General features: G+C 73.3%; 31 protein-coding genes, 1 pseudogene and 1 riboswitch. Of the genes and pseudogenes, 19 read left to right on the plus strand and 13 right to left on the minus strand.

Annotated elements, in window-relative coordinates; genetic code table 11:
• Positions 1-10 precede the first annotated feature (10 nt).
• From ACZ6PY_RS02700 to ACZ6PY_RS02715, 4 genes are all read left to right on the plus strand, one after another.
• The gene (locus ACZ6PY_RS02700; RefSeq protein WP_262283190.1) at positions 11-736 is read left to right on the plus strand and encodes a hypothetical protein; all 726 of its coding nucleotides are present in this window, start codon (positions 11-13) and stop codon (positions 734-736) included.
• A gap of 18 nt (positions 737-754) precedes the next feature.
• Complete coding sequence (locus ACZ6PY_RS02705; RefSeq protein WP_466068594.1) at positions 755-1,015, plus strand: hypothetical protein; 261 nt, start codon at positions 755-757, stop codon at positions 1,013-1,015.
• A gap of 204 nt (positions 1,016-1,219) precedes the next feature.
• The gene (locus tag ACZ6PY_RS02710) at positions 1,220-1,528 is read left to right on the plus strand and encodes a WXG100 family type VII secretion target (RefSeq protein WP_262283188.1); all 309 of its coding nucleotides are present in this window, start codon (positions 1,220-1,222) and stop codon (positions 1,526-1,528) included.
• A gap of 28 nt (positions 1,529-1,556) precedes the next feature.
• Positions 1,557-1,835 (plus strand): WXG100 family type VII secretion target, encoded by a 279-nt coding sequence (locus tag ACZ6PY_RS02715; protein WP_313723330.1) that lies wholly within the window; start codon positions 1,557-1,559, stop codon positions 1,833-1,835.
• Positions 1,836-1,932: 97 nt separating this feature from the next.
• Here the strand turns inward: ACZ6PY_RS02715 and mycP are convergent, their stop codons facing one another.
• A complete protein-coding gene (gene mycP, locus ACZ6PY_RS02720) occupies positions 1,933-3,171 on the minus strand; it encodes a type VII secretion-associated serine protease mycosin (protein ID WP_466068597.1) in 1,239 nt (412 codons plus the stop codon).
• A gap of 56 nt (positions 3,172-3,227) precedes the next feature.
• Positions 3,228-3,569 carry a helix-turn-helix transcriptional regulator gene (locus ACZ6PY_RS02725; protein ID WP_466068598.1) on the minus strand — a complete coding sequence of 114 codons (342 nt, stop codon included), beginning with the start codon at positions 3,567-3,569 and terminating at the stop codon, positions 3,228-3,230.
• A 193-nt stretch (positions 3,570-3,762) separates the two neighbouring features.
• Between ACZ6PY_RS02725 and ACZ6PY_RS02730 the strand changes: the two genes are divergently transcribed.
• On the plus strand, positions 3,763-4,431 hold the full coding sequence (locus ACZ6PY_RS02730; RefSeq protein WP_466068600.1) for a carbonic anhydrase: 669 nt from the start codon (positions 3,763-3,765) through the stop codon (positions 4,429-4,431).
• A 67-nt stretch (positions 4,432-4,498) separates the two neighbouring features.
• On the opposite strand, the gene ACZ6PY_RS02735 is transcribed toward ACZ6PY_RS02730, so the two are convergent.
• Positions 4,499-5,518, minus strand: a complete 1,020-nt coding sequence (locus ACZ6PY_RS02735) for a coiled-coil domain-containing protein (RefSeq protein ID WP_466068601.1) — start codon at positions 5,516-5,518, stop codon at positions 4,499-4,501.
• 4 nt (positions 5,519-5,522) lie between these two features.
• Positions 5,523-5,653, minus strand: a riboswitch (cyclic di-AMP (ydaO/yuaA leader).
• Positions 5,654-5,861: 208 nt separating this feature from the next.
• Entirely contained in the window at positions 5,862-6,161 is a 300-nt protein-coding gene (locus ACZ6PY_RS02740) for a metal-sensitive transcriptional regulator (protein WP_046568942.1), read from the minus strand.
• Positions 6,162-6,265: 104 nt separating this feature from the next.
• Here ACZ6PY_RS02740 and ACZ6PY_RS02745 point away from each other — a divergent pair, with 104 nt between their 5' ends.
• The 9 genes from ACZ6PY_RS02745 (at position 6,266) to ACZ6PY_RS02785 (ending at position 12,381) form a co-directional block, all read left to right on the plus strand.
• Positions 6,266-6,475 carry a heavy-metal-associated domain-containing protein gene (locus tag ACZ6PY_RS02745; protein ID WP_466068602.1) on the plus strand — a complete coding sequence of 70 codons (210 nt, stop codon included), beginning with the start codon at positions 6,266-6,268 and terminating at the stop codon, positions 6,473-6,475.
• Positions 6,476-6,510: 35 nt separating this feature from the next.
• Positions 6,511-7,491 carry a hypothetical protein gene (locus ACZ6PY_RS02750; protein ID WP_466068603.1) on the plus strand — a complete coding sequence of 327 codons (981 nt, stop codon included), beginning with the start codon at positions 6,511-6,513 and terminating at the stop codon, positions 7,489-7,491.
• A gap of 14 nt (positions 7,492-7,505) precedes the next feature.
• Positions 7,506-9,758: a heavy metal translocating P-type ATPase gene (locus ACZ6PY_RS02755; protein WP_466068605.1), complete on the plus strand. Its 2,253-nt coding sequence runs from the start codon at positions 7,506-7,508 to the stop codon at positions 9,756-9,758.
• Between the two features lie 72 nt (positions 9,759-9,830).
• Positions 9,831-10,004, plus strand: a complete 174-nt coding sequence (locus ACZ6PY_RS02760; protein WP_466068607.1) for a CsbD family protein — start codon at positions 9,831-9,833, stop codon at positions 10,002-10,004.
• A gap of 159 nt (positions 10,005-10,163) precedes the next feature.
• Positions 10,164-10,589 carry a YbaB/EbfC family nucleoid-associated protein gene (locus ACZ6PY_RS02765; protein WP_466068609.1) on the plus strand — a complete coding sequence of 142 codons (426 nt, stop codon included), beginning with the start codon at positions 10,164-10,166 and terminating at the stop codon, positions 10,587-10,589.
• Positions 10,589-10,912 carry a hypothetical protein gene (locus ACZ6PY_RS02770; RefSeq protein ID WP_262287454.1) on the plus strand — a complete coding sequence of 108 codons (324 nt, stop codon included), beginning with the start codon at positions 10,589-10,591 and terminating at the stop codon, positions 10,910-10,912. Before ACZ6PY_RS02765 ends, ACZ6PY_RS02770 begins: the two co-directional genes overlap by 1 nt.
• A 2-nt stretch (positions 10,913-10,914) precedes the next feature.
• The gene (locus ACZ6PY_RS02775; protein ID WP_466068611.1) at positions 10,915-11,409 is read left to right on the plus strand and encodes a WXG100-like domain-containing protein; all 495 of its coding nucleotides are present in this window, start codon (positions 10,915-10,917) and stop codon (positions 11,407-11,409) included.
• A 6-nt stretch (positions 11,410-11,415) separates the two neighbouring features.
• Positions 11,416-11,922, plus strand: a complete 507-nt coding sequence (locus tag ACZ6PY_RS02780; protein ID WP_393356240.1) for an EndoU domain-containing protein — start codon at positions 11,416-11,418, stop codon at positions 11,920-11,922.
• A gap of 15 nt (positions 11,923-11,937) precedes the next feature.
• Positions 11,938-12,381 (plus strand): hypothetical protein, encoded by a 444-nt coding sequence (locus ACZ6PY_RS02785; RefSeq protein WP_466068612.1) that lies wholly within the window; start codon positions 11,938-11,940, stop codon positions 12,379-12,381.
• Positions 12,382-12,384: 3 nt separating this feature from the next.
• Here the strand turns inward: ACZ6PY_RS02785 and ACZ6PY_RS02790 are convergent, their stop codons facing one another.
• From ACZ6PY_RS02790 to ACZ6PY_RS02800, 3 genes are all read right to left on the minus strand, one after another.
• Positions 12,385-13,629, minus strand: a complete 1,245-nt coding sequence (locus ACZ6PY_RS02790; RefSeq protein WP_466068614.1) for an RNA polymerase sigma factor — start codon at positions 13,627-13,629, stop codon at positions 12,385-12,387.
• Entirely contained in the window at positions 13,626-13,988 is a 363-nt protein-coding gene (locus tag ACZ6PY_RS02795; RefSeq protein WP_466069380.1) for a YciI family protein, read from the minus strand. Before ACZ6PY_RS02795 ends, ACZ6PY_RS02790 begins: the two co-directional genes overlap by 4 nt.
• A gap of 103 nt (positions 13,989-14,091) precedes the next feature.
• Positions 14,092-15,285 (minus strand): DUF2786 domain-containing protein, encoded by a 1,194-nt coding sequence (locus ACZ6PY_RS02800; protein ID WP_466068616.1) that lies wholly within the window; start codon positions 15,283-15,285, stop codon positions 14,092-14,094.
• 243 nt (positions 15,286-15,528) lie between these two features.
• Here ACZ6PY_RS02800 and ACZ6PY_RS02805 point away from each other — a divergent pair, with 243 nt between their 5' ends.
• Both ACZ6PY_RS02805 and ACZ6PY_RS02810 read left to right on the plus strand, forming a co-directional pair.
• Positions 15,529-16,290: a DUF3152 domain-containing protein gene (locus ACZ6PY_RS02805; protein ID WP_466069382.1), complete on the plus strand. Its 762-nt coding sequence runs from the start codon at positions 15,529-15,531 to the stop codon at positions 16,288-16,290.
• Positions 16,291-16,849: 559 nt separating this feature from the next.
• Positions 16,850-17,122, plus strand: coding sequence for a hypothetical protein (locus ACZ6PY_RS02810; protein ID WP_466068618.1), 273 nt, complete (start codon positions 16,850-16,852; stop codon positions 17,120-17,122).
• 61 nt (positions 17,123-17,183) lie between these two features.
• Here the strand turns inward: ACZ6PY_RS02810 and ACZ6PY_RS02815 are convergent, their stop codons facing one another.
• The 5 genes from ACZ6PY_RS02815 to ACZ6PY_RS02835 all read right to left on the minus strand — a co-directional run bounded on the left by ACZ6PY_RS02815 (position 17,184) and on the right by ACZ6PY_RS02835 (position 20,475).
• Entirely contained in the window at positions 17,184-17,621 is a 438-nt protein-coding gene (locus ACZ6PY_RS02815) for a hypothetical protein (RefSeq protein ID WP_466068620.1), read from the minus strand.
• Positions 17,622-17,765: 144 nt separating this feature from the next.
• The gene (locus tag ACZ6PY_RS02820; RefSeq protein ID WP_466068621.1) at positions 17,766-18,161 is read right to left on the minus strand and encodes a hypothetical protein; all 396 of its coding nucleotides are present in this window, start codon (positions 18,159-18,161) and stop codon (positions 17,766-17,768) included.
• Between the two features lie 170 nt (positions 18,162-18,331).
• The gene (locus tag ACZ6PY_RS02825) at positions 18,332-18,757 is read right to left on the minus strand and encodes an ATP-binding protein (RefSeq protein ID WP_466068623.1); all 426 of its coding nucleotides are present in this window, start codon (positions 18,755-18,757) and stop codon (positions 18,332-18,334) included.
• Positions 18,758-18,839: 82 nt separating this feature from the next.
• Positions 18,840-19,595: an SAM-dependent methyltransferase gene (locus ACZ6PY_RS02830; RefSeq protein WP_466068625.1), complete on the minus strand. Its 756-nt coding sequence runs from the start codon at positions 19,593-19,595 to the stop codon at positions 18,840-18,842.
• A gap of 130 nt (positions 19,596-19,725) precedes the next feature.
• Positions 19,726-20,475: an Fpg/Nei family DNA glycosylase gene (locus ACZ6PY_RS02835; RefSeq protein WP_466068627.1), complete on the minus strand. Its 750-nt coding sequence runs from the start codon at positions 20,473-20,475 to the stop codon at positions 19,726-19,728.
• A gap of 113 nt (positions 20,476-20,588) precedes the next feature.
• Here ACZ6PY_RS02835 and ACZ6PY_RS02840 point away from each other — a divergent pair, with 113 nt between their 5' ends.
• Complete coding sequence (locus ACZ6PY_RS02840; RefSeq protein ID WP_262287456.1) at positions 20,589-20,804, plus strand: hypothetical protein; 216 nt, start codon at positions 20,589-20,591, stop codon at positions 20,802-20,804.
• A 14-nt stretch (positions 20,805-20,818) separates the two neighbouring features.
• On the opposite strand, the pseudogene ACZ6PY_RS02845 reads toward ACZ6PY_RS02840, so the two are convergent.
• Positions 20,819-20,935: pseudogene (locus ACZ6PY_RS02845) on the minus strand (ANTAR domain-containing protein); the annotation flags it as partial.
• Between the two features lie 474 nt (positions 20,936-21,409).
• On the opposite strand from ACZ6PY_RS02845, the gene kdpF reads away from it, so the two are divergent.
• Complete coding sequence (kdpF, locus tag ACZ6PY_RS02850) at positions 21,410-21,499, plus strand: K(+)-transporting ATPase subunit F (RefSeq protein WP_262287437.1); 90 nt, start codon at positions 21,410-21,412, stop codon at positions 21,497-21,499.
• Positions 21,499-23,154, plus strand: coding sequence for a potassium-transporting ATPase subunit KdpA (gene kdpA, locus ACZ6PY_RS02855; RefSeq protein WP_466068629.1), 1,656 nt, complete (start codon positions 21,499-21,501; stop codon positions 23,152-23,154). The genes kdpF and kdpA overlap by 1 nt, the downstream gene beginning before the upstream one ends.

Genomic DNA, 23,154 nt, shown 5'->3' on the forward strand with positions numbered 1-23,154 from the left:
GGAGCTGCTGATGTCGGAGATCCTGATCGCCAACGCGGCCGGCACGGTGACCGGCACGCACACGGTCGCCGCCGCGACCGCGCCGGTGCGCGGCCTGCTGCCGGCCGCCCGGGCCAACTGGATGTGGCTGGTCTTCGCCGGGGCGCTGGGTGCCGCCATCGCCTATCTGGAGACGTTCGACAACGACGAGGTCAACAAGTCCATCAAGGAGTGGGGCGACGCGGCGCGGCTGCTCGGCGGCGACCAGTTCGGGGCGGCCCTGGAGCAGGTCCCGCCGTCGGACGCCGAGTGGGACTTCGACGACCGGGACGCGTTCGACCTCTTCCTCCGCAAGCTCGGAGCTGAGATCAACTCGCTGGCGGAGGCGTTCAACGCCAACCGGGACACCCTCACCGCCGCCCGGGACGCCTTCAACGACGCGGTCAACGCGCTGGTCGACGCGCTCATCCCGATCCTCATCGCGGTGATCGCCTCGGTCGCCCTCCAGGCGTTCCCACCGACCGCGCCCATCGCCGAGGCGATCGGCGTGGCCGGGATGGCGGCGAGCGCGGCGATCCTGGCGCTGGTCTTCGGCGACATCAGCGCGCTGTTCTCCGCGGTCGTCGGCGGCTTCCAGGGCAACGACCGGTTCGCCTTCGTGTCGGATTCCCGTCCCGGCTGGGCGGCCACGGGCCAGGACCCGGACATCAAGGACATCAAGATCGACTGGGTGCAGGACTCCAAGTTCTACCAGTGACGGCGGAAGGGGTCCGCGGTGACCTTGGTGCTCTTCGTGTACTTCCTGGTGACCGTGCCGGTCTTCCTCGGGCTGGCGCTGGTCGCCCAGTTGTCGCGCGCCGCGTGGGCGAAGCGGGCCGGCGAAGTGGTGTTGCTCACCGGGGTCGCGGCGTTGATCCCGGTGGTGCTCGACCGGGTGGTCGACAAGCCGGTCCTGTGGCTGTTCGTGGCGCTGCTGGCGGTGGTGCTGGTCTTCGGCGTGGTGATGCACGTGCGGTCGTATCGACGGCCGTCCTGACCGTCCGCTGGCGGCCGCGACCGTCCACGTCGTACGGTCTGTCCACCGGACGGCGTTGTGCGCCATGGGGAAGCAGGGCTGCGCGAGTTGGACGTTGTCCGCTACGGTTCGATTGAAGTGTCCGTCGGTGGGGTGTGTACGCCTTGCCGCGGGGGAGGGGCGCGGCGGATCCGCCGCCACAGAGATGACGGAAGGGTGTGAAGCATGGCGTTCGAGGTCAGTGCAGCGAGCCTGCACACCGCCGCGAGTGACGTGCGGTCCACGCGCAGCGACGTCGACGGTGAGCTGAAGAAACTGTGGAACGTCGTCGACGACCTGGCCATGGCCTGGAAGGGCGGGGCGTCCACGGGTTTCCAGAACCTGATGCAGCGCTGGAACGAGGACACGAGCAAGCTGCTGACGGCGATGGACAACATCGCCGACCTGCTTGACAAGTCCGGCACGACGCACCAGGTCAACGACGAAGAGCAGCAGCAGATGCTGGACAAGTTCCACTCTGCTCTCAACCCGTGATCCGCGAAGACAGGCAGAGGAGGAATCGATGAGCATCAAGGTTGACTACGCTGTCCTCGAGAGCAGCAACCAGCAGATGCAGGCCATCTCGCGGACCATCGACGAGAAGCTGGACACGCTGCGCTCGATGCTGACGAAGCTCGAGTGGGAGGGCCAGGACCGCGTGGCCTACGAGCAGCACCAGGCTCAGTGGGACGCCGCCGTGCGGGACATCAACAAGGTCCTGAACGACATCGGTGGCGCGGTGGGCATCGCGCGCGAGAACTACATGACCACCGAGATGAGCAACTCGAAGGTCTGGGGCTGACCCGACCGACCCGCTGCGGCCCCGCTCCGGCTCACGCCGGGGTCGGGGCCGTGGTGCTTTCCCGGCCCGGGTCCGGCGTGAGCCGGCCCCGGGGCGGTCAGGCGTCCTGCGGCGCGCCGCGCCGGCCGGGGCGCCAGCCGCGCCGGCGGCCCCGCACCAGGATCGGCCGCAGCGCCAGCAGGGCCCCGGCCAGCACCGCGCCGATCACGGCCGCCCAGATCGCCACGGTGCGCTGCCAGGCCAGCGGGTCGTCGTGCGGCGCGGGTGCCGGCATCGCGCCCAGCGGCGGGTCGCTGCGGGTGCCCAGCAGGCTGGTCACGGCCCGGTACGGGTTGACCACCCCGTAGCCGACCAGGGCGTTGTGCCCGTCGGGCGGGTTGTCGGCGGTGCGGGTGAGCCGGAACGCCACGTCCTTCGGGCCGAGGTCCGGGTGCGCGGCCCGCACCAGCGCCGCTACGCCGGAGACGTACCCGGTGGCGTAGCTGGTGCCGCCCTGCGGTTCGGCGCGGTAGCCGGTGCCGTCCGGGGCCGGGCCGACGATGTTCAGCCCGGGCGCGGCGATGTCCACATAGTTGCCGGTGACCGAACTGCCGACGTGCCCGCCGCTCTCGTCCACGCCGGCGACCGCGATGACCCCCGGGTACGACGCGGGGTAGGCCGGCTGGTCCTGCTGGTTCTCCTGCCGGTTGCCGGCGGCGGCCACCAGGATCACGTTCTTGCCGAGCGCGTAGTCGACGGCCTGCCGCAGCGCCGGGTCGTCGAGCGTCACCAGGGACAGGTTGATCACCTCGGCGCCGTGGTCGACCGCCCAGCGGATGGCCTTGCCGATCTCGGCCGGGATGGACTCGTCGTAGGCCTTCTGGCTGTCGGCCAGCACCCGGACCGGCAGGATCTTCGCCTCCGGCGCGATCCCGGTGTACGGCGCGCCGGTGCCCTCCCGGCCGGCGATTATGCCCGCGATCAGGGTGCCGTGGCCGACCAGGTCGCACTGGCCGTCGAACTTGGCGAGCTGGTTGAAGTCCTCACCGGAGAGCACCCGGCCGCGCAGCAGCGGGTGGGTGGGGGAGACGCCGGAGTCGATGACCGCGACGGTGACCCCCTGCCCCTTGGTGACCCGCCAGGCCGCGGCGGGGTCGAGCCGGTTGAGCGCCCAGGGCGGCTCGGTCGGGGCGGGGCCGCCGGGCGGGCCGCACCTCGGGGCCGCCAGGGCGGGCGCGGGCACCGCCAGCACGCCGCCGAGCAGGGCGACGACCGCCGCTCCGGAGAGGACGGATCGGATCCGGTGTCCGGTCCGGACGCGCTTCGTCGTCCCGTCCGGCCGCAAGCTGTCGCGCACGCGGTGAGATTACCGTCGCCGCGCCCGCCGCGCGGTGACGGGCGTACGCGGAACGCTCAGCTCCCGGACGCCGGCTCCGGGAGCGGCTCGGCGGTGAAGAGGGCGAGCAGGGCACCCACCTGCTGGTCCGCCTCGGCCGGGTGCCGGAAGTGCCCGTTCGGATTGACCGTGTACTCGTTGCGCCGGCCCACCCGGGTGCGGCGGAGGTAGCCGCCGGCCTCCAGGTCGGCGACGATCGCCTGGGCGGCCCGCTCGGTGACCCCCACCTCGTCGGCCACGTCCCGCAGCCGGGCGGTGGGGTTACGGGCGATGGCCAGGAGCACGTGCCCGTGGTTGGTGAGGAAAGTCCAGTTCCGGCCGCTGCCTTTCTCACCTGGTGTCGTCGCCATGATGGTCATGGTATGGCTCCCGGATGTCCCGGTCCTGTCGAGGCGGCTGCCGGGGCCGCCGTCAAGATCGCGCCGACGTATGAAATCCGTATCACGTAAATCTTGACGTACCTTGGACTGCGTGTGACCGTGGGTGCCGAGGCCGCCTCCGTCGCCGGCCGGCTGACCAGGGCGTTTTCGCGCGAGGACGAGGTGAGGATCAGTGTCGCCGACCACTCCCGAGCAGGCGCTCGCCGAGCTCTACGCCGGTAACCACCGGTTCGTCACCGGCGCCCCGCGCCATCCCAACCAGGACGCCGGACACCGGGCGGCCGTCGCCGACGGCCAGCACCCGTTCGCCGTGATCGTCGGCTGCTCCGACTCGCGGCTCGCCGCCGAGATCATCTTCGACCGGGGCCTCGGTGATCTCTTCGTGGTCCGCACCGCCGGCCACACCGCCGGCCCCGAGGTGCTCGGCAGCGTGGAATACGCGGTGACCGTGCTGGGCACCCCGCTCGTGGTGGTGCTAGGCCACGACTCGTGCGGCGCGGTCCAGGCCGCCCGCGATTCGGTCCGCACCGGCACGTCGCCGTCCGGGCACCTCGGCGCGGTGGTGGACGCCGTCGCGCCCAGCCTGCTCCGGGCCGGCCGGGAGGGCGTCGAGGACCTCGACGGGATCGTCGACATCCACATCGCCCAGACCGTGGAGACGATGCTCGCCCGGTCTGTCGTCCTCGCGGACGCGGTTGCCGCCGGGCGGTGCACGGTGGTCGGCCTGTCGTACCGGCTCAGCGCCGGCGAGGTGCGCACCGTGGCACAGGCCCCGACCGGCGCGCCCGCCATCCCGGTGCCCGCCCCGGCCGCGCCCGCGGACCCGGCGCTCGCCACCTGACGGCCGTCAGGAGACGTCGAAGGGGCCGGCCCGCGCGTCGCGGGCCGGCCCCTTTCGGCGTACGTCGTCAGAGCAGCGACATGTGCACGTGGTCGGTGTGGTCGGAGGGCCCGCTGTAGGACTTCCAGCCGGTGGCCGGGAACCAGATCTGCCGGTTCCAGATCACGTAGTAGATGCCCAGCCGGTCCGCGTTGCGGATGAGGAAGGCGGCGACGTTGTTGCCGTACATCCGCTGGTCCTTCGTGCGCCACGAGGAGAAGCCGCTCTTCTGCAACGACCAGTCGCAGGCCCGGCCCTTCGGGTGCTCGAACGGCCCGCCGTTGCGGTGGCAGCCCACGAAGCGGTTGAAGCCGGCCCGCTTGACCTCCTTGTACGCGTGCAGCGTGCGCGGGGTGACGCAGCCCGAGGTGGTCGGGTCGTTCTCGCTGCACGACTCCGGCTTCCAGTCGCCGTCCGAGGTGCGGCCCGGGCCGACGCGGGCCACCGGCGAGGTGGCCGAGACCAGGCCGCCGGTGAAGCCGATCCCGCCGACCAGCTTCAGCGCCTTCTCCGTCTCGGCCTTCTCGCGGGCCATCGCGTTCTTCTGCTTCTCCTGCTCGCGGACCTCGATGTCGAGCGCGATCTTGGCCTGCTCGGCGCGGGTCTTCGCGGCGTTGATGGCGGCGAGCTTCTGCGAGTTCAGCAGGTTCAGCTCGTCGAGGGCGGCCGCCCGCCGGACGAACGAGTCGGGCGTGTTGCTCTCCATCAGCATGGCCATGGCGCCCATCCGGCCGGTGCGGTAGGACTGCGCCGCGATCTGGGCCACCTGCGGGCTCAGCGCGTCGAGCTCGCTCTGCGCCGCCTTGACCTCGAGGGCGAGCTGGAGCTGACGCTTGCGCGACGTGTCGAGCTTCGCCTTGGCCTGGAGGTACGCCCGGTTGGCGGCGTCGATGGCCTCGGTGATGAGGGGGTCGTCCTCCTCCTCGGAGTGCCCCGAGGGGGTGGGGGTGCTCGGAGCGGCCGTCGCCGGGGTCGGCCCCGCCAGCACGGTGATCGCGGCCAGCACGGCCACCACGGGGGTCAGCCAGCGGCGCAGGGGTGCCGTCACAGTGTTCCCTTCCGTCGGCCGCCGACCGGGTTAGCTGACGGGTTCGGGACGGAAGTGGCCCCTACCGCTCGCGCGGATTCACCCCATGTACCTGGTTCCCCGGCTCGCCCGCGGGCGATTGGGCGGCGGCACCGCTGGCGCCGGTGCGCGCCTTCGGCGGTGACCGGCAGCGAGGTTACCCGAGAGTCCTCCCGGTGTTCTACGTCCGGAAGCCGACCAATAGCGAGAATTCGTCCTCGCCCTGCGTGACCAGGATCGCGTTTGAGATCCGCCGTCACGCTGCGGAGTGTCACCATGCGGCCTGCGTGCTCCCGGTGCCGCCCGGGGAGATCCGCCGGGCCGGTCAGCCCCGCTTCATGAGGCGGCCGACGGCGGCCATCATCTCGGTGGCCATCTCGTCGGCGCGGCCCTCGGCGGCGCCCTCGTGCATGCAGTGCCGGGCGTGCCCGTCGAGCAGGCCGAGGCCGACCTTGTCGAGCGCGGCCTGGATGGCGGAGATCTGCGTCAGCACGTCGATGCAGTAACGGTCGTCCTCGACCATCTTCTCGATGCCGCGAACCTGGCCCTCGATGCGGCGGAGCCGCGCGAGGAGCTGGTCCTTGCTGGCGGTGTAGCCCCGGGTCGGGGTCGTCGGTGCGGTCATGACGCCAAGGATAGCGTACCCCTCGGGGGTATGGTACGGTCGTCTCGTGGCCGATACCCCCACCGGGTAACGGTAACGGGAGCGGCGGAAAGGGAGGATGCGCGATGGTCACCACCACGTACCAGGTGCAGGGCATGACCTGCGGGCACTGCGTCAACTCGGTGAGCGCCGAGGTGAGCGCGCTGCCGGGCGTCACCGACGTCCAGGTCGACCTGGCCTCCGGCCGGGTCACCGTCACCAGCCGGAGCCCGCTGGACACGGACACCGTCCGCGCCGCCGTCGACGAGGCCGGTTACGACCTCGTCGGGGCGTGACGGTTCCGCGGACCCGAAGGAACCGAGGTGCCCCGATGAACACGGCGACGAAGCTGAGCGGCTTCGCCCTCGGGCTCGCGGCGGTGTTCGGCACGGCGTACGGGGTCGGCCACCTGGCCGGCCCCGTCACCCCGGCCGCCGAGACCCGCCACGACGCCACCGACGCCGGACACGACTCCGGCGCGTCCGACCACGGCGACGGAGGCCACGCGGCCATCGCCACCGCCCACCTGCCCGGCGGGCTGCTCGTCTCCGACCGCGGCTACACGCTCCAGCCGGTGACCGCCCCCGCGAGCGAGTTCGCCTTCCGGATCACCGGCCCGGACGGCCGGCCCGTCACCCGCTACGACGTGGCCCACGACAAGCGCATGCACCTGATCGTGGCCCGCCGCGACCTCTCCGGATTCCGGCACGTCCACCCCGAGCTGGCCGCCGACGGTACCTGGCGGGTCGCCTCGCCGCTCGCCGGACCCGGCGTCTGGCGGGCGTTCGCCGACTTCACCCCGACCGGCGGCGAGCCGCTCACCCTCGGGGTCGACGTCACCGTCCCCGGCGCGCTGGAGCACCGGCCGCTGCCCGCGCCGGTGACCCGCACCACGGTCGACGGCTACACGGTCACCCTCACCGGCGCCCCGCAGCCCGGACGGACCAGCCGGCTCACCCTGACCGTCAGCCGTGACGGCCGGCCCGTCACCGACCTTCAGCCCTACCTCGGGGCGTACGGGCACCTGGTGGCGCTGCGCCAGGGCGACCTGGCGTACCTGCACGTGCACCCGGAGGGCGCGCCCGGCGACGGGCGGACCCCGGCCGGGCCGGCGGTCACCTTCGCCGCCGAGGTGCCCTCGTCCGGCGCGTACCGTCTCTACCTGGACTTCCGGCACGGCGACGCGGTGCACACCGCCGAGTTCACCGTGCTGGCCGGGGACCAGGCCACGCCGGCGCCCGCCGCGCCGGCCCCCACGACCGCACCGACTCCGGACGCCGGCCACGGCACCCCGGGGCACGGGCACAACTGACCGGAGGTGACGCGATGACATCCGCGAAGTCCCTGCCGGTCGCGCCGCACCTGATCGAACTCGCGATCGGCGGCATGACCTGCGCCTCCTGCGCCGCCCGGATCGAGAAGAAGCTCAACCGGATGGACGGCGTGGAGGCCACGGTCAACTACGCCACCGAGAAGGCCACCGTCCGGTACGCCGACGAGGTCAGCCCGGCCGAGCTGATCGCCACCGTGGAGAAGACCGGCTACACGGCCGTCGTCCCGCCGCCGCCCGCGCAGGTCGCCGCCGGGGCGCCGGCCGAGCCGGTGGACGAGCTGCGCGGGCTGCGTACCCGGTTGTGGGTGTCGGCCGTGCTGACCGTGCCGGTGATCGTGCTGGCCATGGTGCCGGCCTGGCAGTTCGACTACTGGCAGTGGCTGTCGCTGACCCTGGCCGCCCCGGTCGTGGTCTACGGCGGGCTGCCGTTCCACCGCGCCGCCTGGATCAACCTGCGGCACGGCGCGGCGACCATGGACACGCTGGTCTCGCTCGGCACCCTCGCCGCGTTCGGCTGGTCGCTCTGGGCCCTCTTCCTCGGCGACGCCGGGATGCCCGGCATGACCCACGCGTTCCGTTTCGACATCACCCGCACCGACGGGGCGGGCAACATCTACCTGGAGGCGGCCGCCGGGGTGACGGTGTTCATCCTGGCCGGCAGGTACTTCGAGGCGCGCTCGAAGCGGACCGCCGGCGCCGCCCTGCGCGCCCTGCTCGAGCTGGGCGCCAAGGACGTCGCGGTGCTGCGCGGCGGGCAGGAGACCCGGATCCCGGCGGAGCAGCTCGTGGTCGGCGACCGGTTCGTGGTCCGCCCCGGTGAGAAGGTCGCCACGGACGGCGTGGTCGAGGAGGGCACCTCGGCCGTCGACGCCAGCATGCTCACCGGCGAGTCCGTGCCGGTCGAGGTCGCGCCGGGCGACACCGTGGTCGGCGCCACCGTCAACGCCGGCGGCCGGCTGGTCGTCCGCGCCACCCGGGTGGGCGGCGACACCCAGCTCGCGCAGATGGCGAGGCTGGTGGAGCAGGCGCAGACCGGCAAGGCGGCCGTGCAGCGGCTCGCCGACCGCATCTCCGGTGTGTTCGTGCCGATCGTGATCGCCTTGGCCGCCGGCACGCTGGGCTGGTGGCTGGGCACCGGGGGCGGCGCCACCGCCGCGTTCACCGCCGCGGTGGCGGTGCTGATCATCGCCTGCCCGTGCGCGCTGGGGCTCGCCACGCCGACCGCGCTGCTGGTCGGCACCGGGCGGGGCGCCCAGCTCGGCATCCTGATCAAGGGCCCGGAGGTGCTGGAGTCCACCCGCCAGGTCGACACCGTGGTGCTGGACAAGACCGGCACCGTCACCACCGGGAAGATGACGCTTGTCGACGTGCTGCCCGCCGGGGGCGAGGACGCCGCCGAACTGCTCCGGCTCGCGGGCGCGCTGGAGGGGGGCTCCGAGCACCCGATCGCCCGCGCCGTGGCCGACGGCGCCGCCGAGGCGGGGCCGCTGCCCGCCGTGACCGGCTTCGCCAACGCCGAGGGCCTCGGCGTGACCGGCACGGTCGACGGCCGGGAGGTGGTGGTCGGGCGGCTCCGGCTGCTGCGCGAGCGCGGTCTCGACGTACCCGAGGAGGTCGTGCGGGCGGTGACCGGCGCGGAGGCCGCCGGCCGGACGGCGGTCCTGGCCGGCTGGGACGGGCGGGCGCGCGGCGTCCTCGCCGTGGCGGACGTGGTGAAGCCGACCAGCCGGGCGGCCGTCGCCCGGCTGCGCGAGCTGGGGCTCACCCCGGTGCTGCTCACCGGCGACAACGCCACCGTGGCGAAGGCGGTGGCCGCCGAGGTCGGCATCGACGAGGTGATCGCCGAGGTGCTGCCGGCCGACAAGGTGGCGGTGGTCGAGCGGCTCCAGGGCGAGGGGCGGACCGTGGCCATGGTCGGCGACGGGATCAACGACGCCGCCGCGCTCGCCCGGGCCGACCTGGGGCTGGCCATGGGCACCGGCACCGACGTGGCCATCGAGGCGTCCGACCTGACCCTGGTGCGGGGCGACCTGACGGCCGCCGTCGACGCCATCCGGCTCTCCCGGCGCACCCTCGCGATCATCAGGGGCAACCTGTTCTGGGCCTTCGCCTACAACGTGGCCGCCCTGCCGCTGGCTGCCGCGGGCCTGCTCAACCCGATGATCGCCGGCGCCGCGATGGCCTTCTCGTCGGTCTTCGTGGTGGCGAACAGCCTCCGGCTGCGGCGCTTCCGCCCGGTCGGCTGAGGGCCGGGGATTCGGACGGTGGGCGCCGGGGTACTCCACTGACGTCAGGGAAACCGCTGAGTGGAGGTTCTTATGGGCATCGACGACAAGATCGACAACGCGACCGAGAACACCGCCGGCAAGGTCAAGGAGGGCGTCGGCCGGGTCACGGACGACGAGCGCCTCGAGGCCGAGGGCCGCAACGACCAGGCGGCCGCCAACCTCAAGCAGGCCGGCGAGAAGATCAAGGACGCCTTCAAGAGCTGAGCAATCCGTCCTCGTGGGCCGGGCCGGCAACCGCCGGCCGGGCCCACGACGGCTTTCTGCTCCACATCGGACAGTCCACAGTCGCTCACCGGGGGTCACCCCGGTTGGCGCGAACTGCGTAGCATGCGGGGGGACCTCGACCCCGGAGGAGCTACGCCCATGGCCCAACCCGTCGATCCATCCGGCCTCGGCCGCGTGCTGTCCGAGACCATGTCCGCGCTGGGGCGGTTCACCGCCGGCGCCGACGGCGAGACGCCCCCGCCGCCCGAGGGCGTCGGCGAGGCGGCCGACGGCCTGGTCCGGGTGACCGCCGGTCCGCCCGGGCGGATCACCGCGTTGACCCTCGACCCCCGGGCGATGCGGCTGCCGAGCGAGTCCCTGGCCGAGGAGATCGCCGCGGCGGTCAACGCCGCGCTCGCCGACCTCCAGGAGAAGGCGACCGCGGCCGTCCCCGGCCAGGTCGACCTGGGCTCCCTCGGCGAGCAACTGCGCCGGATCCAGGAGGACGCCGGCCGGCAGCTCACCACCTTCACCGACGCGCTGGTCCAGGCCCAGGACCGGCTGTCCGGCCAGGGCGGCCGCTGATGGCGATCGAGGTCGACCCGGACGGGCTGGATGGCTCCGGGCGCGCGCTGGGCGACGTGGCCACCCGCTTCAGCGAGGCCCTGACGGCGTTCCAGGCTGAGCTGGCCGCCTTCGGCCGGCCCTGGGGCTCCGACGACATCGGTTCGCTGATCGGTGCCGCCCACGACGAGGTCTCCGCGTTCGCCTTCGAGTGCTTCGACACCGCGCTCCAGGAGATCGCCGCCGCCGGCACCGACCTCACCGGCATGGCCGCCCGCTACGCCGAGATCGAAGCCTCCATCACGCAGGGCTTCGACGGGCTGCGACAGGCGCTGGGAGGCTGACGGTGGGTCTGGAACTGCCCGGCGAGCTGCGCTCGCTGCTCGGCATCCTCGGCTACACCTGGCCCGAGGCGGACGAGGTCAAGCTCTTCGAGATGGGCAACGCCTGGATCGGCTTCTCCGGCACCCTGGCCGGCGTCGTGGCCGAGGCGAACACGGGGGCCACCGCCGTCTGGTCCAACCACACGGGCCAGGACATCACGGCCTTCCAGTCCTGGTGGAACCGCGAGGACAGCCCCGCCGACAGCCTCCGCGACGGGGTGACCGCGGCCGTGCTCACCGGCACCGGGCTGATCATCTGCGGGGCCATCGTGCTCGCCCTGAAGATCGCCGTGATCGTGCAGCTGGTCATCCTCGCCATCCAGATCGCCCAGGCGATCGCCACGGCGGCGGTCACCTTCGGCGCCTCGCTCCTGGAGATCCCGATCTTCCAGCAGTTGGCCCGGACCATCGTCGGCAACCTCGTCCAAGAGGTGCTGTGGAAACTCCTCGACGGGTGACGTGGCATGAGCGGAGGCAAGGCCGGCGGCCGGTTGATGCGGGCCGCGTTGCGTTTTCTCAAGCGCACCAGGACGCGCAACCGGCCCGACCGGATGAACCCGCACTTCACCGAACACGTCTTCGGTGGTCATGTGAAGCCGGGCATGCCCAAGGGGTCCGGCTACCACTACCGGCCCGGCGGCGAGGACTTCCCGGGCCGCAGGCTGCAGCCGGGCACCGTCGTCCGGGATCCGAAGACCGGGGCGTACCGGGCCAAGCCCGAGTTCTTCGACCCGACGATGAACCCGCCGCACGGCGCCTGGAAGCCGAAGAAGGGCAACGGCGGGGAGAGTTCCTTCTTCCCGGACGACTGGACGCCCGCTCAGGTGGACAACGCCATCAGCGGCGCCTTCCAGGGCGCGAGGCCGGTGCCGGGCACCCAGATGTGGCGTGGTAAGTACAAGGACCTCGTGATCGAGGGTTTCTACAATGGCTCGGGCGGCTTCACCCACGGATGGCCGGTCGTCCCCTGATCCGAAGGACCTCTGTTGGCGTTCATCACCTTCTCGCTCGACGAGTTCCGCCTGCCGTTGTTCGAGGTGACCGATCAGCGCTACCGGGCGCTCGGCGCCTGGCTGATCACCGACATCTCGGTCTACCAGTCGGTCTGCCTCGACGCCCTCGCGATGGTCGACGACGTGGCGCACGGCCGGCCGCTCGAGGACGAGTGGGACAGCGACAAGTACGAGGTCCGCTTCACCGCCGGCGGCGTCGAGTTCCGGAACGAGTGGGTCCCGGGCGAGGGCGGCCGGTACTCGCTCGACGAGGTGCGCGAGGCGGTCGAGGCGTACTGGCGGTTCCTGGTGAGCCGCCCGGAGAACCCCGACCTCATCCGTGAGTACCGGCCCGACCTGCCCGGCTGGCAGGCCGAGCTGGTGCAGTGGGAGGAGCGGTGGGGGCGGCCGCACCCGTACCGCGGGCGGCTGTTCTGAGCGTCACCGGTCGTCGGCGAGCCGGGCGGCGCGTACCTCCAGGTAGTGCCGCTCGGGCAGGCTGATGGTGGCGCGGGCGGCGGCCAGGTAGGCGGCCCGCGCGGCGTCCCGGTCGCCGGCCAGTTCGAGGAGGTGGGCGCGGACGGCGGCGAGCCGGTGGTGGCCGGCGGTCCGCTCGTCGGCGTCCAACGGCGCCAGCAGGGCGAGCCCGGCCCGGGGGCCGTCGACCATGGCCACCGCGGCGGCCTGGTTCAGGGTGACCATCGGGTTCGGCGCGAGCCGGGCCAGCACCCGGTAGAGCGCGACGATCTGCGGCCAGTCGGTGTCGGCCGCGGTGGGCGCCTCGGCGTGCACCGCCGCGATGGCGGCCTGCACCTGGTAGGGGCCCGGGGCCGACCAGGTGAGCGCCTCGGTCACCAGGGCGACGCCCTCGGAGATCCCGGCCCGGTCCCAGCGGCTGCGGTCCTGCTCGGCCAGCGGCACCAGCTCACCGCCCGGGCCGGTACGCGCCCCCCGGTGCGCGTCGGTGAGCAGCATGAGGGCCAGCAGGCCGGCCACCTCCCCGTCGTCGGGGAGCAGCCGGCGCAGCTCCCGGGCCAGCCGGATCGCCTCGCCGGTCAGCTCGGCCCGGTGCAGCTCGGCGCCGCTGGAGGCGGTGTATCCCTCGTTGAAGATCAGGTAGAGCACGTGCAGCACGGCGCCCAGCCGGGCGTCGCGGTCGGCCGCCGAGGGCATGGCGAACCGGGCTCCGGCCGCCTCGATCCGCTGCTTGGCCCGGCGGATCCGCTGGCTCATCGTGGCCTCGGGCACCAGGTACGCCCGGGCGATCTCGGCGGTGCTCAACCCGCCGACCGCCCGCAGCGTGAGCGCCACCTGGGCGCTGACCGTGAGCGCCGGATGGCAGCAGAGGAAGAGCAGCTTCAGCGTGTCGTCCCCGCTCGGCGGCTCCTCGTCGGCGGCCGGGGCGACCGTCGCGTACGCCGGTTCCCGGACCGCCACGGCGACCTCGCGGTCCCGGCGGGCGCGTTCGCTGCGCCACTCGTCGGTGAGCCGGCGGCTCGCCACGGTGACCAGCCACGAGCGGGGATGGTCCGGCACGCCCTGCGCCGGCCACTGGGTCGCGGCGGCGAGCAGCGCCTCCTGGACGGCGTCCTCGCAGGCGTAGAACTGGCCGTGCCGGCGGACGAGCACGCCGAGGACCTGCGGCGCGAGGGCGCGCAGCAGGTCCTCGACCGCCCGGTCGGTCACATCTCCGTCCCGGACTGCTCCATCACCGGCCGCACCTCCAGCACGCCGACGCCGTGCGCGACGTCCGGCCAGCGCGCGGCGATCTCGGCGGCCCGTTCCGGGGTCTCGCAGTCGACCGTGAGGTAGCCGGCGAACTGCTCCTTGCTCTCCAGGAACGGCCCGTCGGTGACCTCGGTGCCGCCCCCGGCGGCGGACCGGACGGTACGGGTCTGCGCCGGGTGGGCCAGCGCCTCACCGCCGACCAGCTCGCCGGACTCGGTCAGCTCCTTCAAAATCACGTCGACCTCGCCGAAGATCGCGTTCCGCTCCTCCTCGGACAGCTCCTCGACGAAGCCGGGCCGGTTCCAGATCAGCAGCATGTACTTCACGGTGTACTCCTCGGGTCGGGGCCACCGGCGGTGGCGCCTCTCGCAGACGGGTCGGAGCCGGCTCGCCTGATCCGACATCTTCCCCGAGGAAATGTCAGCGGCCGCCGCGCAACGGGCGGCGCGTCGGGGCGCCGGCGTCGAGGGAGGCGCGGTCGGCGGCCGTGGTGCCCGAGGTCCAGCCCTCCGCGTCGCGGACCTGGAGCCGGTGCCGCGTGACGCCGGGGAAGAGCTGGTCGACCCGCTCCCGGACGGCGTCCGAGCGGGCGGCGAGCACCGGGAGCAGCCGGTCGTCGGCCCGTTCCTCCGCCGCGGTCGCGGTGGCCGCCCGCAGGCGCTCCCCGATCCGCAGCGCGAACGCGTTGAGGAACGACTCGTCGTAGCCCCTGGTGCGCCGGCCGCTGCCCGTGCGGCGCTCGCCCCGGCCGCGCAGCATCGCGGCGGTGGCCTGCACCAGCAGCGAGGTGTGCAGCAGTTCGACGGCGGCCAGGTCGGCCGGGAAGCCGAGCACGGTGGCGAAGCCGAGGTCGTCGGACCAGATCGACTCGCAGCGGTTGGCGGCCGCCACCTCCTGGATGAGCAGCGCCTTCGCCGCGGCGTACGGGGCGTCGGTGCCGATCCGCACGCCACCGGGCCGGTCGGGGTGCTCGGCGGCGGCGTCGAGCAGGGCGGCGTCGATGCTGTGCCGGGCCATCAGCTCCTGCGCCTTGCCGGTGAGCGCCTCCGCCTCGGCGGGGAAGGTGGTCGACTCGGCCTTGGCCAGCAGCGCGCGTACCCGGTCCAGCATCCGCGAGCCGGCGGCCGGGGCGGTGGGGCGCGCGGTGGCGGCCGGTCCGCCGGGCGGCGGGCGGAGCACCGCGATCGGTGGCAGCCCCGCCACCAGGGCGAGCGCGTCGACGGCGTCCCGCAGCGCGCTGATCCGGTCGCCCTCGGCACGCCGGTCCAGCCAGCCCGGGTCGCCGTCCCACCGCGCGCCCAGCTCGGCGAGCTGGTCGTCGAACCAGGAGGGCACCGGGTCGGGCATCGCGCGCCGGTGGGCGGCCAGCACGTCCCGGAGCAGCCGGGCGCCCCGCGGGGTCAGCCGGCGGGTGGCGATCCGCTCCAGGTCCACGGGCTGCCAGCCGCGCGGCCAGAGCCGCGCCACGCCGCGGGTCAGCCGGGTGAGCAGCGCCGCGTCCACGGCCGGCGGGTCGCCGACGACCAGCCGGTCCAGGGCCCGTTCGGCCGCGCGCACGTCGGTACCGCGGGCCGCCGCGAGGGCGTCGGCGAGCACCTGGTCGGCATCCGGCACGGGTGGCTCCCTCTCTGGCGGCAGGTGGCGGGTCGCGCACCCGGGAACGAACGGTACCGGCGCGGGCACCACGCCGACCGGTGACCGCGCTCACCGTTCATCCGTCCGGGCCCGGCGTCCGTACTCCTGACCGGATCGGGGCGGGCGCGACGGACGGAGAGCGACGTGAGCGGGCGGGGCGGGCGGGACCGGGGTCTGCACCGCCGGCGGCGGGCGTCCCGCGCCGGCGTCTCGACGCTGGTGGTGCTGCTGGTCGCGGCCGGCCTCGCCGGGTACGCGGCCCGGCGCCACCCGGACCTGCTGGTCGCGGCCGGCGTGCGGCCCGCCGCGCCGGCCGCCGGGCCGGCCCGCCCGGCGGTGACCACGCCTGCCGCGCCGCCGGTGCCGGCCGCCGGCCGGGTGCCGCCGGGCATCGGCTATCCGGACCGGGGTACGGGCCGGTTCCGCACCGCCACCGGCGTCGGCGCGGTGGCCGGCCGCGGCGGCGAGCTGCTCCGCTACCGGGTCGCCGTGGAGGGCGGCATCGAGAACGTGGACGTGGAGCGGTTCGCCCGGGAAGTGGCGGTCACTCTTGCCGATCCGCGCGGCTGGACCGGTGGCGGCCGGTGGCGGCTGCAACGGGTGGGGCGCGACGATGCCGCCGACTTCACGGTGCTGCTGACCACGCCGGTGACCCGGGGTCGGCTCTGCGCCGACACCACCGACCACTACACCTCCTGCCGCAACGGCGACCAGGTGGTGATCAACGTGGCCCGCTGGGTGCACGGCGTGCCGCAGTTCCCCGACCTGGGCGTCTACCGGCAGTACCTGCTCAACCACGAGGTGGGGCACCGGCTCGGTCGGGGCCACGAACTGTGCCCCCGGACTGGCGGCCCGGCGCCGGTGATGCAACAGCAGACGCTCGGCCTGCACGGGTGCCTTCCGAACGCCTGGCCCCGCGTCGGCGGCGCCGTGCACAGCGGCCCCTCCGGCCAGTACGACGACCCGATCCCGGCGGAGGACTGACCCGGCCGGCGACGACCGTCGGATGGCGGGTGGTACGGCCCGGCCGCAAATTGCAGATAGTGCCTCTGACCTGGGGTTTTGCGCACATGGGTGCCTACGGTTGGAGTGCGCCCGACGCAGTGCGTCGCCTGGGGACAGTCCCTTTCGCCGGCTGGACCCGGTGGAAGCGGACGGCGTCGGGCGTACCGGCTTCGGTGAGCCTGCTGGCACCTCGCCCCCTGTCCGACCGACGGGCGACCGACAGCGGTGGCGACGGAGGGGTTAGGGCTGTGGACGATGAAAACAGAGCGAGCCATGAGGATCCTCCTCGATGGCGGCTGCATCTTCGTGGGTCTCGGCGGGATCGTCCACCAGACGACAATCGTGCCGCCCGGTCAGGCCAACGCCGTCCTCCTGGGGACGTACGTGACCATCCTGGGGATTCCGGCGGGCGTGGGGCTGCTCTCGCTGCGGCACAATGGCGCCGGCGATATGACCAGCTCGTCGTCTGCGTCTCCCTTGCCGGACTCACGGCCGCCGCCGTCGCCATCGCCGCCGCCCTGCGGAAGGGGTGAGTGACATGACGGCCCCGCAGTGGCACCCGGCCTCCCGCACCACCCGACTCATGATCGCATCGTTCCTGTTCGCCGTGGTCGCGACCATCTCGTCCATGGTGTACGCCAACGCCGTCGCCCGACACTCCGTGCAGAACCTCTGCGCCCTGGTGGTGACGCTCGACGACACCTACCGCGCCACCCCGCCGCAGACTCCGACCGGCCGGCAGATCGCCGACCAGTTGAGCGAACTGCGCGTCCAGCTCGACTGCCCGGCGCGGGGCTCGGCGCGCGCCTGAGGCCCCGCCCCGGCGGGCCGTTCCGCACCTGCCGCGGTGCGCAACGGCCCCCGGCGGGGACTCAGCTTTGCGACGGCGGGACGTGGACGTCGCAGCGATCGCCCTGCTCGGCCTGGGTCACCGTCCGCCCGGCGCAGAGCCGCAGGCGCGGCGGGAAGCCACCACGCAGGTAGTCGGCGCGGGCCTGGAAGTTGGTCCTGCCCCGCCCGCACAGGCGGGTCAGCGTGCGCCATTCGAGGCCGTCCGCCGGACCGTTGTGGGCGATCTGGACCACGGCGCAGCGGTGCCGCTGGTTGACCGCGAGGGTCCCGTCGAGCGCGATCGGCGGGACGGGGTTCTCGGGAATGCTCATCACGAGCCGGTAGGTGCCGTCGGCGGTGGCGCCGCCTGCGGCCAGGTGAAAGGTGTCGTCCGCGGCGGCGGCGGGTGGAGCCGCCGCCGCCACGGCGAGGCCGGCGCCCACGAGGGCGCCGAGGGTGCGGGAGACGAGGCGTTTCATCGGCTACTCCTGATGGCGCCACCGGAAGTGTGGTGGCGATACGAAAAGCGTCGCCCGCGGGTGTGCCGGCGGCTTTTCGGAATGGGTTCCGGCGCAATTAGCCGGGGCCGGCGGAATGCCGGAAGGAAATCGACGCCCGCGGCGTCAGCGCACGAACAGCGTGTAGCTGGGGGCGAAGCCGGTCCGGCAGCGGAACGACACCCAGACCCGGCGCGCGACACCTTCGGCACCGACCTGCCGGCACTCGGCCTGGGCGTCGGGCACCTCGTTGAAGACGGCGGTGTAGACCTGCTTCTCCGCCGGGTACGCCTCGGTGCGGGGCCGGTAGGTGACCATCAGGTCGTCGCCGGCGAAGCCCGAGCGCACCGAGAACGCCTCCCACGCGCCGGCGGTCCGGCCGGCCTCACCGATGACGGAGGCGCGGCCGAAGCCGTACGTGCCCAGCAGCGCGGTGGCCGGCTCCGGGGGTGCGGCGTGGGCGGTGGACGGGGCGAGCACGACGCCGGCGACGCCGGCCAGGACGAGGGGTAGCTTGCGCATCTGTTCAGGTCCTTTGCGAATAGTCGCGGGGATCTCCCGCGTTTTCGGGACGACCGGCGGGAGGGTTTCTCCCGGGCGGTTCGCAAAGGACCCTACGAGCCGTTCACTGCGGACGGTGTAAAGCAGATCACATTAAGTGGAGAACAATTTGTTAAGCAATTCGTGACAGGTCAGCGGGGGAACGAGGCCCAGATGTTCTTGGTCTCGTCGGTGGCGTACCACCCGACCGCGAGCGAGACCGACTCGGCCAGCATCAGCCCGCGGCCGCCCGAGTCGAGCGGGTGGACGTCACCCTGGCCGGGGACGGTGCCGAGATCGTGGTCCGCCACGTCGAGCAGGAAGCAGTCGTCGGCCGCGAGCAGCGTGACGATCGTCGGCGGCCGGCCGTGCCGCAGCGCGTTGGTCGCCAGCTCGGTGGCGACGAGCACCACCAGGTGGGGCACCTCGTCGAGGTCCTCGCCCTGCACCAGGCCGTGCCGGGTCAGCGCCTCGCGCAGCGACGCCCGCAGGCCACGCAGCTCCTCCGCCGTGTCGAGCACCCACTGCTCCAGCTCGGTGGCTCGCGGCGGCGGTGGCGACGTGCGCAGCTGTCCCATGAACAGCGCTTTACCCTGCGTAGCCGGCCGTTAAGCCGGTGCGGGCCGGCTCCCGGTCGACGCCGGGAGCCGGCCCGGCCGCTCAGCGGCGAAGCAGGGCGAAGACGCCCCAGCCCAGGTATTCGCGCCGGTAGCGGACGTGGCGCAGCGGGCCCTCGGTCAGCTCCCGGCGCAGCTCGCCGGCCAGCTCGTCGTCGGGGTTCGCGTCCAGCCAGCGCCGCAGGCTGAGCCAGGTCGCGGCGGCGTACCGGTCCCAGCTGTCCTGGTCGGCGAGGACCATCTCGACCAGGTCCCAGCCGCACTCGCCGAAGAGCCCGACCAGGCCGGGCAGGTCCCGGAACTCGTCCCGGGAGCGGACGTGGCACCCGGCCACGGTTTCCTCGTCGGGCGGGTCGAGCCGCCAGTACGGCTCGCCCACCAGGACCATCCCGCCGGGGCGCAGGGCGCGCTCCAGGATCTCCAGGGTGCCGGGCACACCCCCGCCGATCCAGGTCGCCCCGATGCAGGCGGCCAGGTCGACGCGCTGCTCGGGTACGTGGGTCGCGGCGTCGCCGTGCACGAACCGGACCCTGTCGGCGACGCCCAGTTCGGCGGCGCGTTCCCGGGCGGCGGCGGTGAAAACGGTGCTGATGTCCACCCCGGTGCCGGTGACGCCGTGGTCCCGGGCCCAGGTGCAGAGCAGCTCGCCCTTGCCGCTGCACAGGTCGAGGATCGACGCGCCGGGCCGGAGCCTGATGGCCCGGCCGAGGGTGGCGAGCTTGGCGTCGTCGAACGGGTTGAGGATCCGGAGGTCGCCCTCGCGGATGGTGAAGCTACGTGGCAGATCCAATGCGGTCACTCCAGGGAAAGGGTGCGGACGTCGGAACGAGGCGGGAAACGCTCGGCACGGGCACCAAAACACCCTCTTCAGGCAGTCGGAGTGACGTTGGCGGCGACGCTAGCCAGCGGCGCGCCGGCCGCCAACCGAATTAACCGACCGGCTGGTCCACCGGGCAGGCGTACGCGGTCCGGCCGCCCACCTGCCAGGTCCGCACCGGGCTGCCGCAGCGGCGGCAGTGCTCCCGCTTGTAGACCCACCGCTCGTCCGGCGCGGTCGGGTCGCTGACCACCTGGCCCAGGTCCCGGCCGAGCGCGAGGTGGGCGACGGCGAGGCGCCACAGCCGCTCCGCCGCCGGGACGCCGACCGACCGGGCGTCCGGATCCAACCCGGCCAGGAAGAGCAGCTCCGCCCGCCACGCGTTGCCGATGCCGGCCCAGACGGCCTGGTCGAGCAGCGCCGCGCCCACGGGCGCGCCGCTTGCGGTGAGCCGGCGGACCGCCTCGACCGGATCGGCGTCGGCGCGCAGCGGGTCCGGCCCGAGCGAGGCCCGCAGGGCGCGCTCCGCGTCCGCCGGCAGCGGCTCGCAGCGGATGGGCGCGATGAGGTCGTACGCCACCGTCGGGCCGGCCAGCCGCAGCCGGGTGCCGGGGCGCGGCGGCACGGCCGGGTCGTCGTAGCGCAGGAACAGCCCGCGCATGCCGAGGTGGACGTGCAGGACGGGCGCGTCGGGGAAGTGGTAGAGCAGGTGCTTGCCGTCCGCCTCCACGGCTCGCAGCGGCCGACCCAGGTACGGGGCCGGGTCGAACCGGCCCTGCGGGCTGGAAAGGCTGACGTCACGCCCGGCGAGCGCATCGTGCTGCTCCCGCGCGTACCGGTGGATGAGGTGGCCCTCGGGCATGGTCGGCGCGTACCCCGCGCACCGGGACGGAAACGACCGGGGCCGCCGAGCCGGGGATCGGGCCGTACCGGCAGGTGCGGGCCGGTCGGGTGCTGAGATACCGTCACCACGTGATGGTCGAGGAGCACTGGTGGAACGGGGTGAGCGCCCCTCGTGGGCGCCGCGACGTCTACATCCGCACCGACGGGCAGCGCTGGGAGGTGCAGGCCCAGATCGGCGGTGCCGCCGGCCGGTCGAAGATCCAGGAGTGCCCGAGCCGGGGCTCGGCGAGCATCCTGGCCGGGGCGTGGCGCGGCAGCGGCGCCGGCTGGCGCGAGGTACCGCGCTGACCCTGGCGGGCCGGTCAGTCCCGTGGCCAGTTCACCGCGCGGTCGACCAGCGACTCGGCGACCTCGCGTAACTTCCGGTTGGAGTCCTGCGACACCTGCGCCAGGATGGCGAACGCCTCCTCCGCCGAGCCAGGCTTACGTTCCGCCGCCGCCGCCGCCGCCGCCGCCGCCGCCGCCGCTGGCGAAACGGCGTGCCCTCACCGAGCCCCCGTTGCCGGCTGCCGCGCGGACGGGGTGCACCGACTGACGATGTCTTGACCCGTCAGGAAGACTCCGCCGACCCGCCGGACGTCGCACGGATGGCATCTCCCCGGCCCGAGGGCGGCCCACCGTGGCACGGGCCGCCGAGCTGCGCCGGGTGACCCGCATCACCCCGCGGGCCGCCCCGTGTGAAAGGCGCGTCAAGAAACCGGCCGCGGCCGTCACTGTCGCGTTATAGCCCCTGTCCGCGCGCCCGATCCGGCGTTGTGATGGCTCGGCGCGACCGGAAGGCGGTCGCCCGACAACGTCCGGTAAGAGGAGTCAGCCGTGTCTGACCTGGTGTTCGTGCTGGTGACGGTGGCGCTGTTCGCGGCGCTCGCCCTCGTGGTCAGGGGTCTGGAGCGGTGAGCGCGGTGAATGCCGTCGGCCTGGTGTTGGCGATCGGCCTGGGCCTGTTCCTGGTCGTCGCCCTGCTGTTCCCGGAGCGCTTCTGATGACCACGACCACAGCCGGGATCGTCTTCCTGCTGTCCCTGGTGGCGGCGCTGGTCGCCGTGCACCGGCCGTTCGGCGACCACATGTACCGGGTGGTGTCGGGCAGCCGGCAGTCCCGGGTCGAGCGGGCGATCTTCCGACTGGTCGGGGTCAACCCGGCCGCCGAGCAGACCTCGGGTGTGTACGCCCGCAGCGTGCTGGCCTTCTCGGCCGTCTCGATCCTGTTCCTCTACCTGTTCCAGCGGGTCCAGGACCGGCTCTGGCTCTCGCTGGGCTTCGACCCCGTGGTGCCGCACGGCGCCTGGAACACGGCGGTCTCGTTCGTGACCAACACGAACTGGCAGTCGTACTCGGGTGAGTCGACGATGGGGCATCTCGTGCAGATGGCCGGCCTGGCCGTGCAGAACTTCGTCTCCGCCGCGGTCGGCATCGCCGTGGCGGTGGCCCTGATCCGCGGGTTCGCCCGCAGCCGCACGGGCGAGCTGGGCAACTTCTGGGTCGACCTGACCCGGATCACCGTGCGGATCCTGCTGCCCGTCGCCGTGTTCGGCGCGCTCGCGCTGATGGTCGGCGGCGCGGTGCAGAACCTCTCCGGTGGCACCGACGTCACCACCCTGACCGGTGGCACGCAGCACCTCACCGGTGGGCCGGTGGCCAGCCAGGAAGTGATCAAGGAGCTGGGCACCAACGGTGGCGGCTTCTACAACGTCAACAGCGCCCACCCGTTCGAGAACCCGACGGCCTGGACGAACTGGCTGCAGATCTTCCTGATCCTGCTCATCCCGTTCAGCCTGCCCCGGGTCTTCGGGCGGATGGTCGGCCAGAACCGGCAGGGCTACGCGATCGCCGCGGTCATGGCCGTCCTCGCGCTGGCCAGTGTCACCCTGACCACCGTCGTCGAGCTGGCCGGGCACGGCACCGTCCCGCAGGCCGTCGGCGCGGCGCTGGAGGGCAAGGAGGTCCGGTTCGACGTGTCGAACTCGGCGACCTTCGCCGCGGTCACCACCCTCACCTCGACCGGCGCGGTGAACTCCTTCCACGACTCGTACACGGCGCTGGGCGGGATCATGACGCTGGGCAACATGATGCTCGGCGAGGTCGCGCCCGGTGGCGTCGGCTCGGGGCTCTACGGCCTGCTGATCCTGGCGGTGGTCACGGTGTTCGTGGCCGGCCTGATGGTCGGCCGGACGCCGGAGTACATCGGCAAGAAGATCGGTGCCCGCGAGATCAAGCTGGCGTCGCTGTACTTCCTGATCACCCCTGCGCTGGTGCTGGGCGGCACGGCGGCGGCGTTCGCCACGGGCAACAACGACACGGCGCTCAACGCCGGCCCGCACGGCCTCTCCGAGGTGCTGTACGCCTTCACCTCGGCCGCCAACAACAACGGATCCGCCTTCGCCGGCATCACCGTCAACACCACCTGGTGGGACACGGCGCTCGGGCTGTGCATGCTGCTCGGCCGGTTCCTGCCGATCATCTTCGTGCTCGCCCTGGCCGGTTCGCTCGCCCGGCAGCAGCCCACCCCCGCGTCCGAGGGCACCCTGCCGACCCACCGACCGCTCTTCGTCGGGATGGTCGTCGGCGTCACGGTGGTCCTCGTGGCGCTCACCTACCTTCCCGCGCTCGCGCTCGGCCCCCTCGCGGAGGGGCTGTGA

Source organism: Micromonospora sp. NPDC048907, assembly GCF_055586885.1.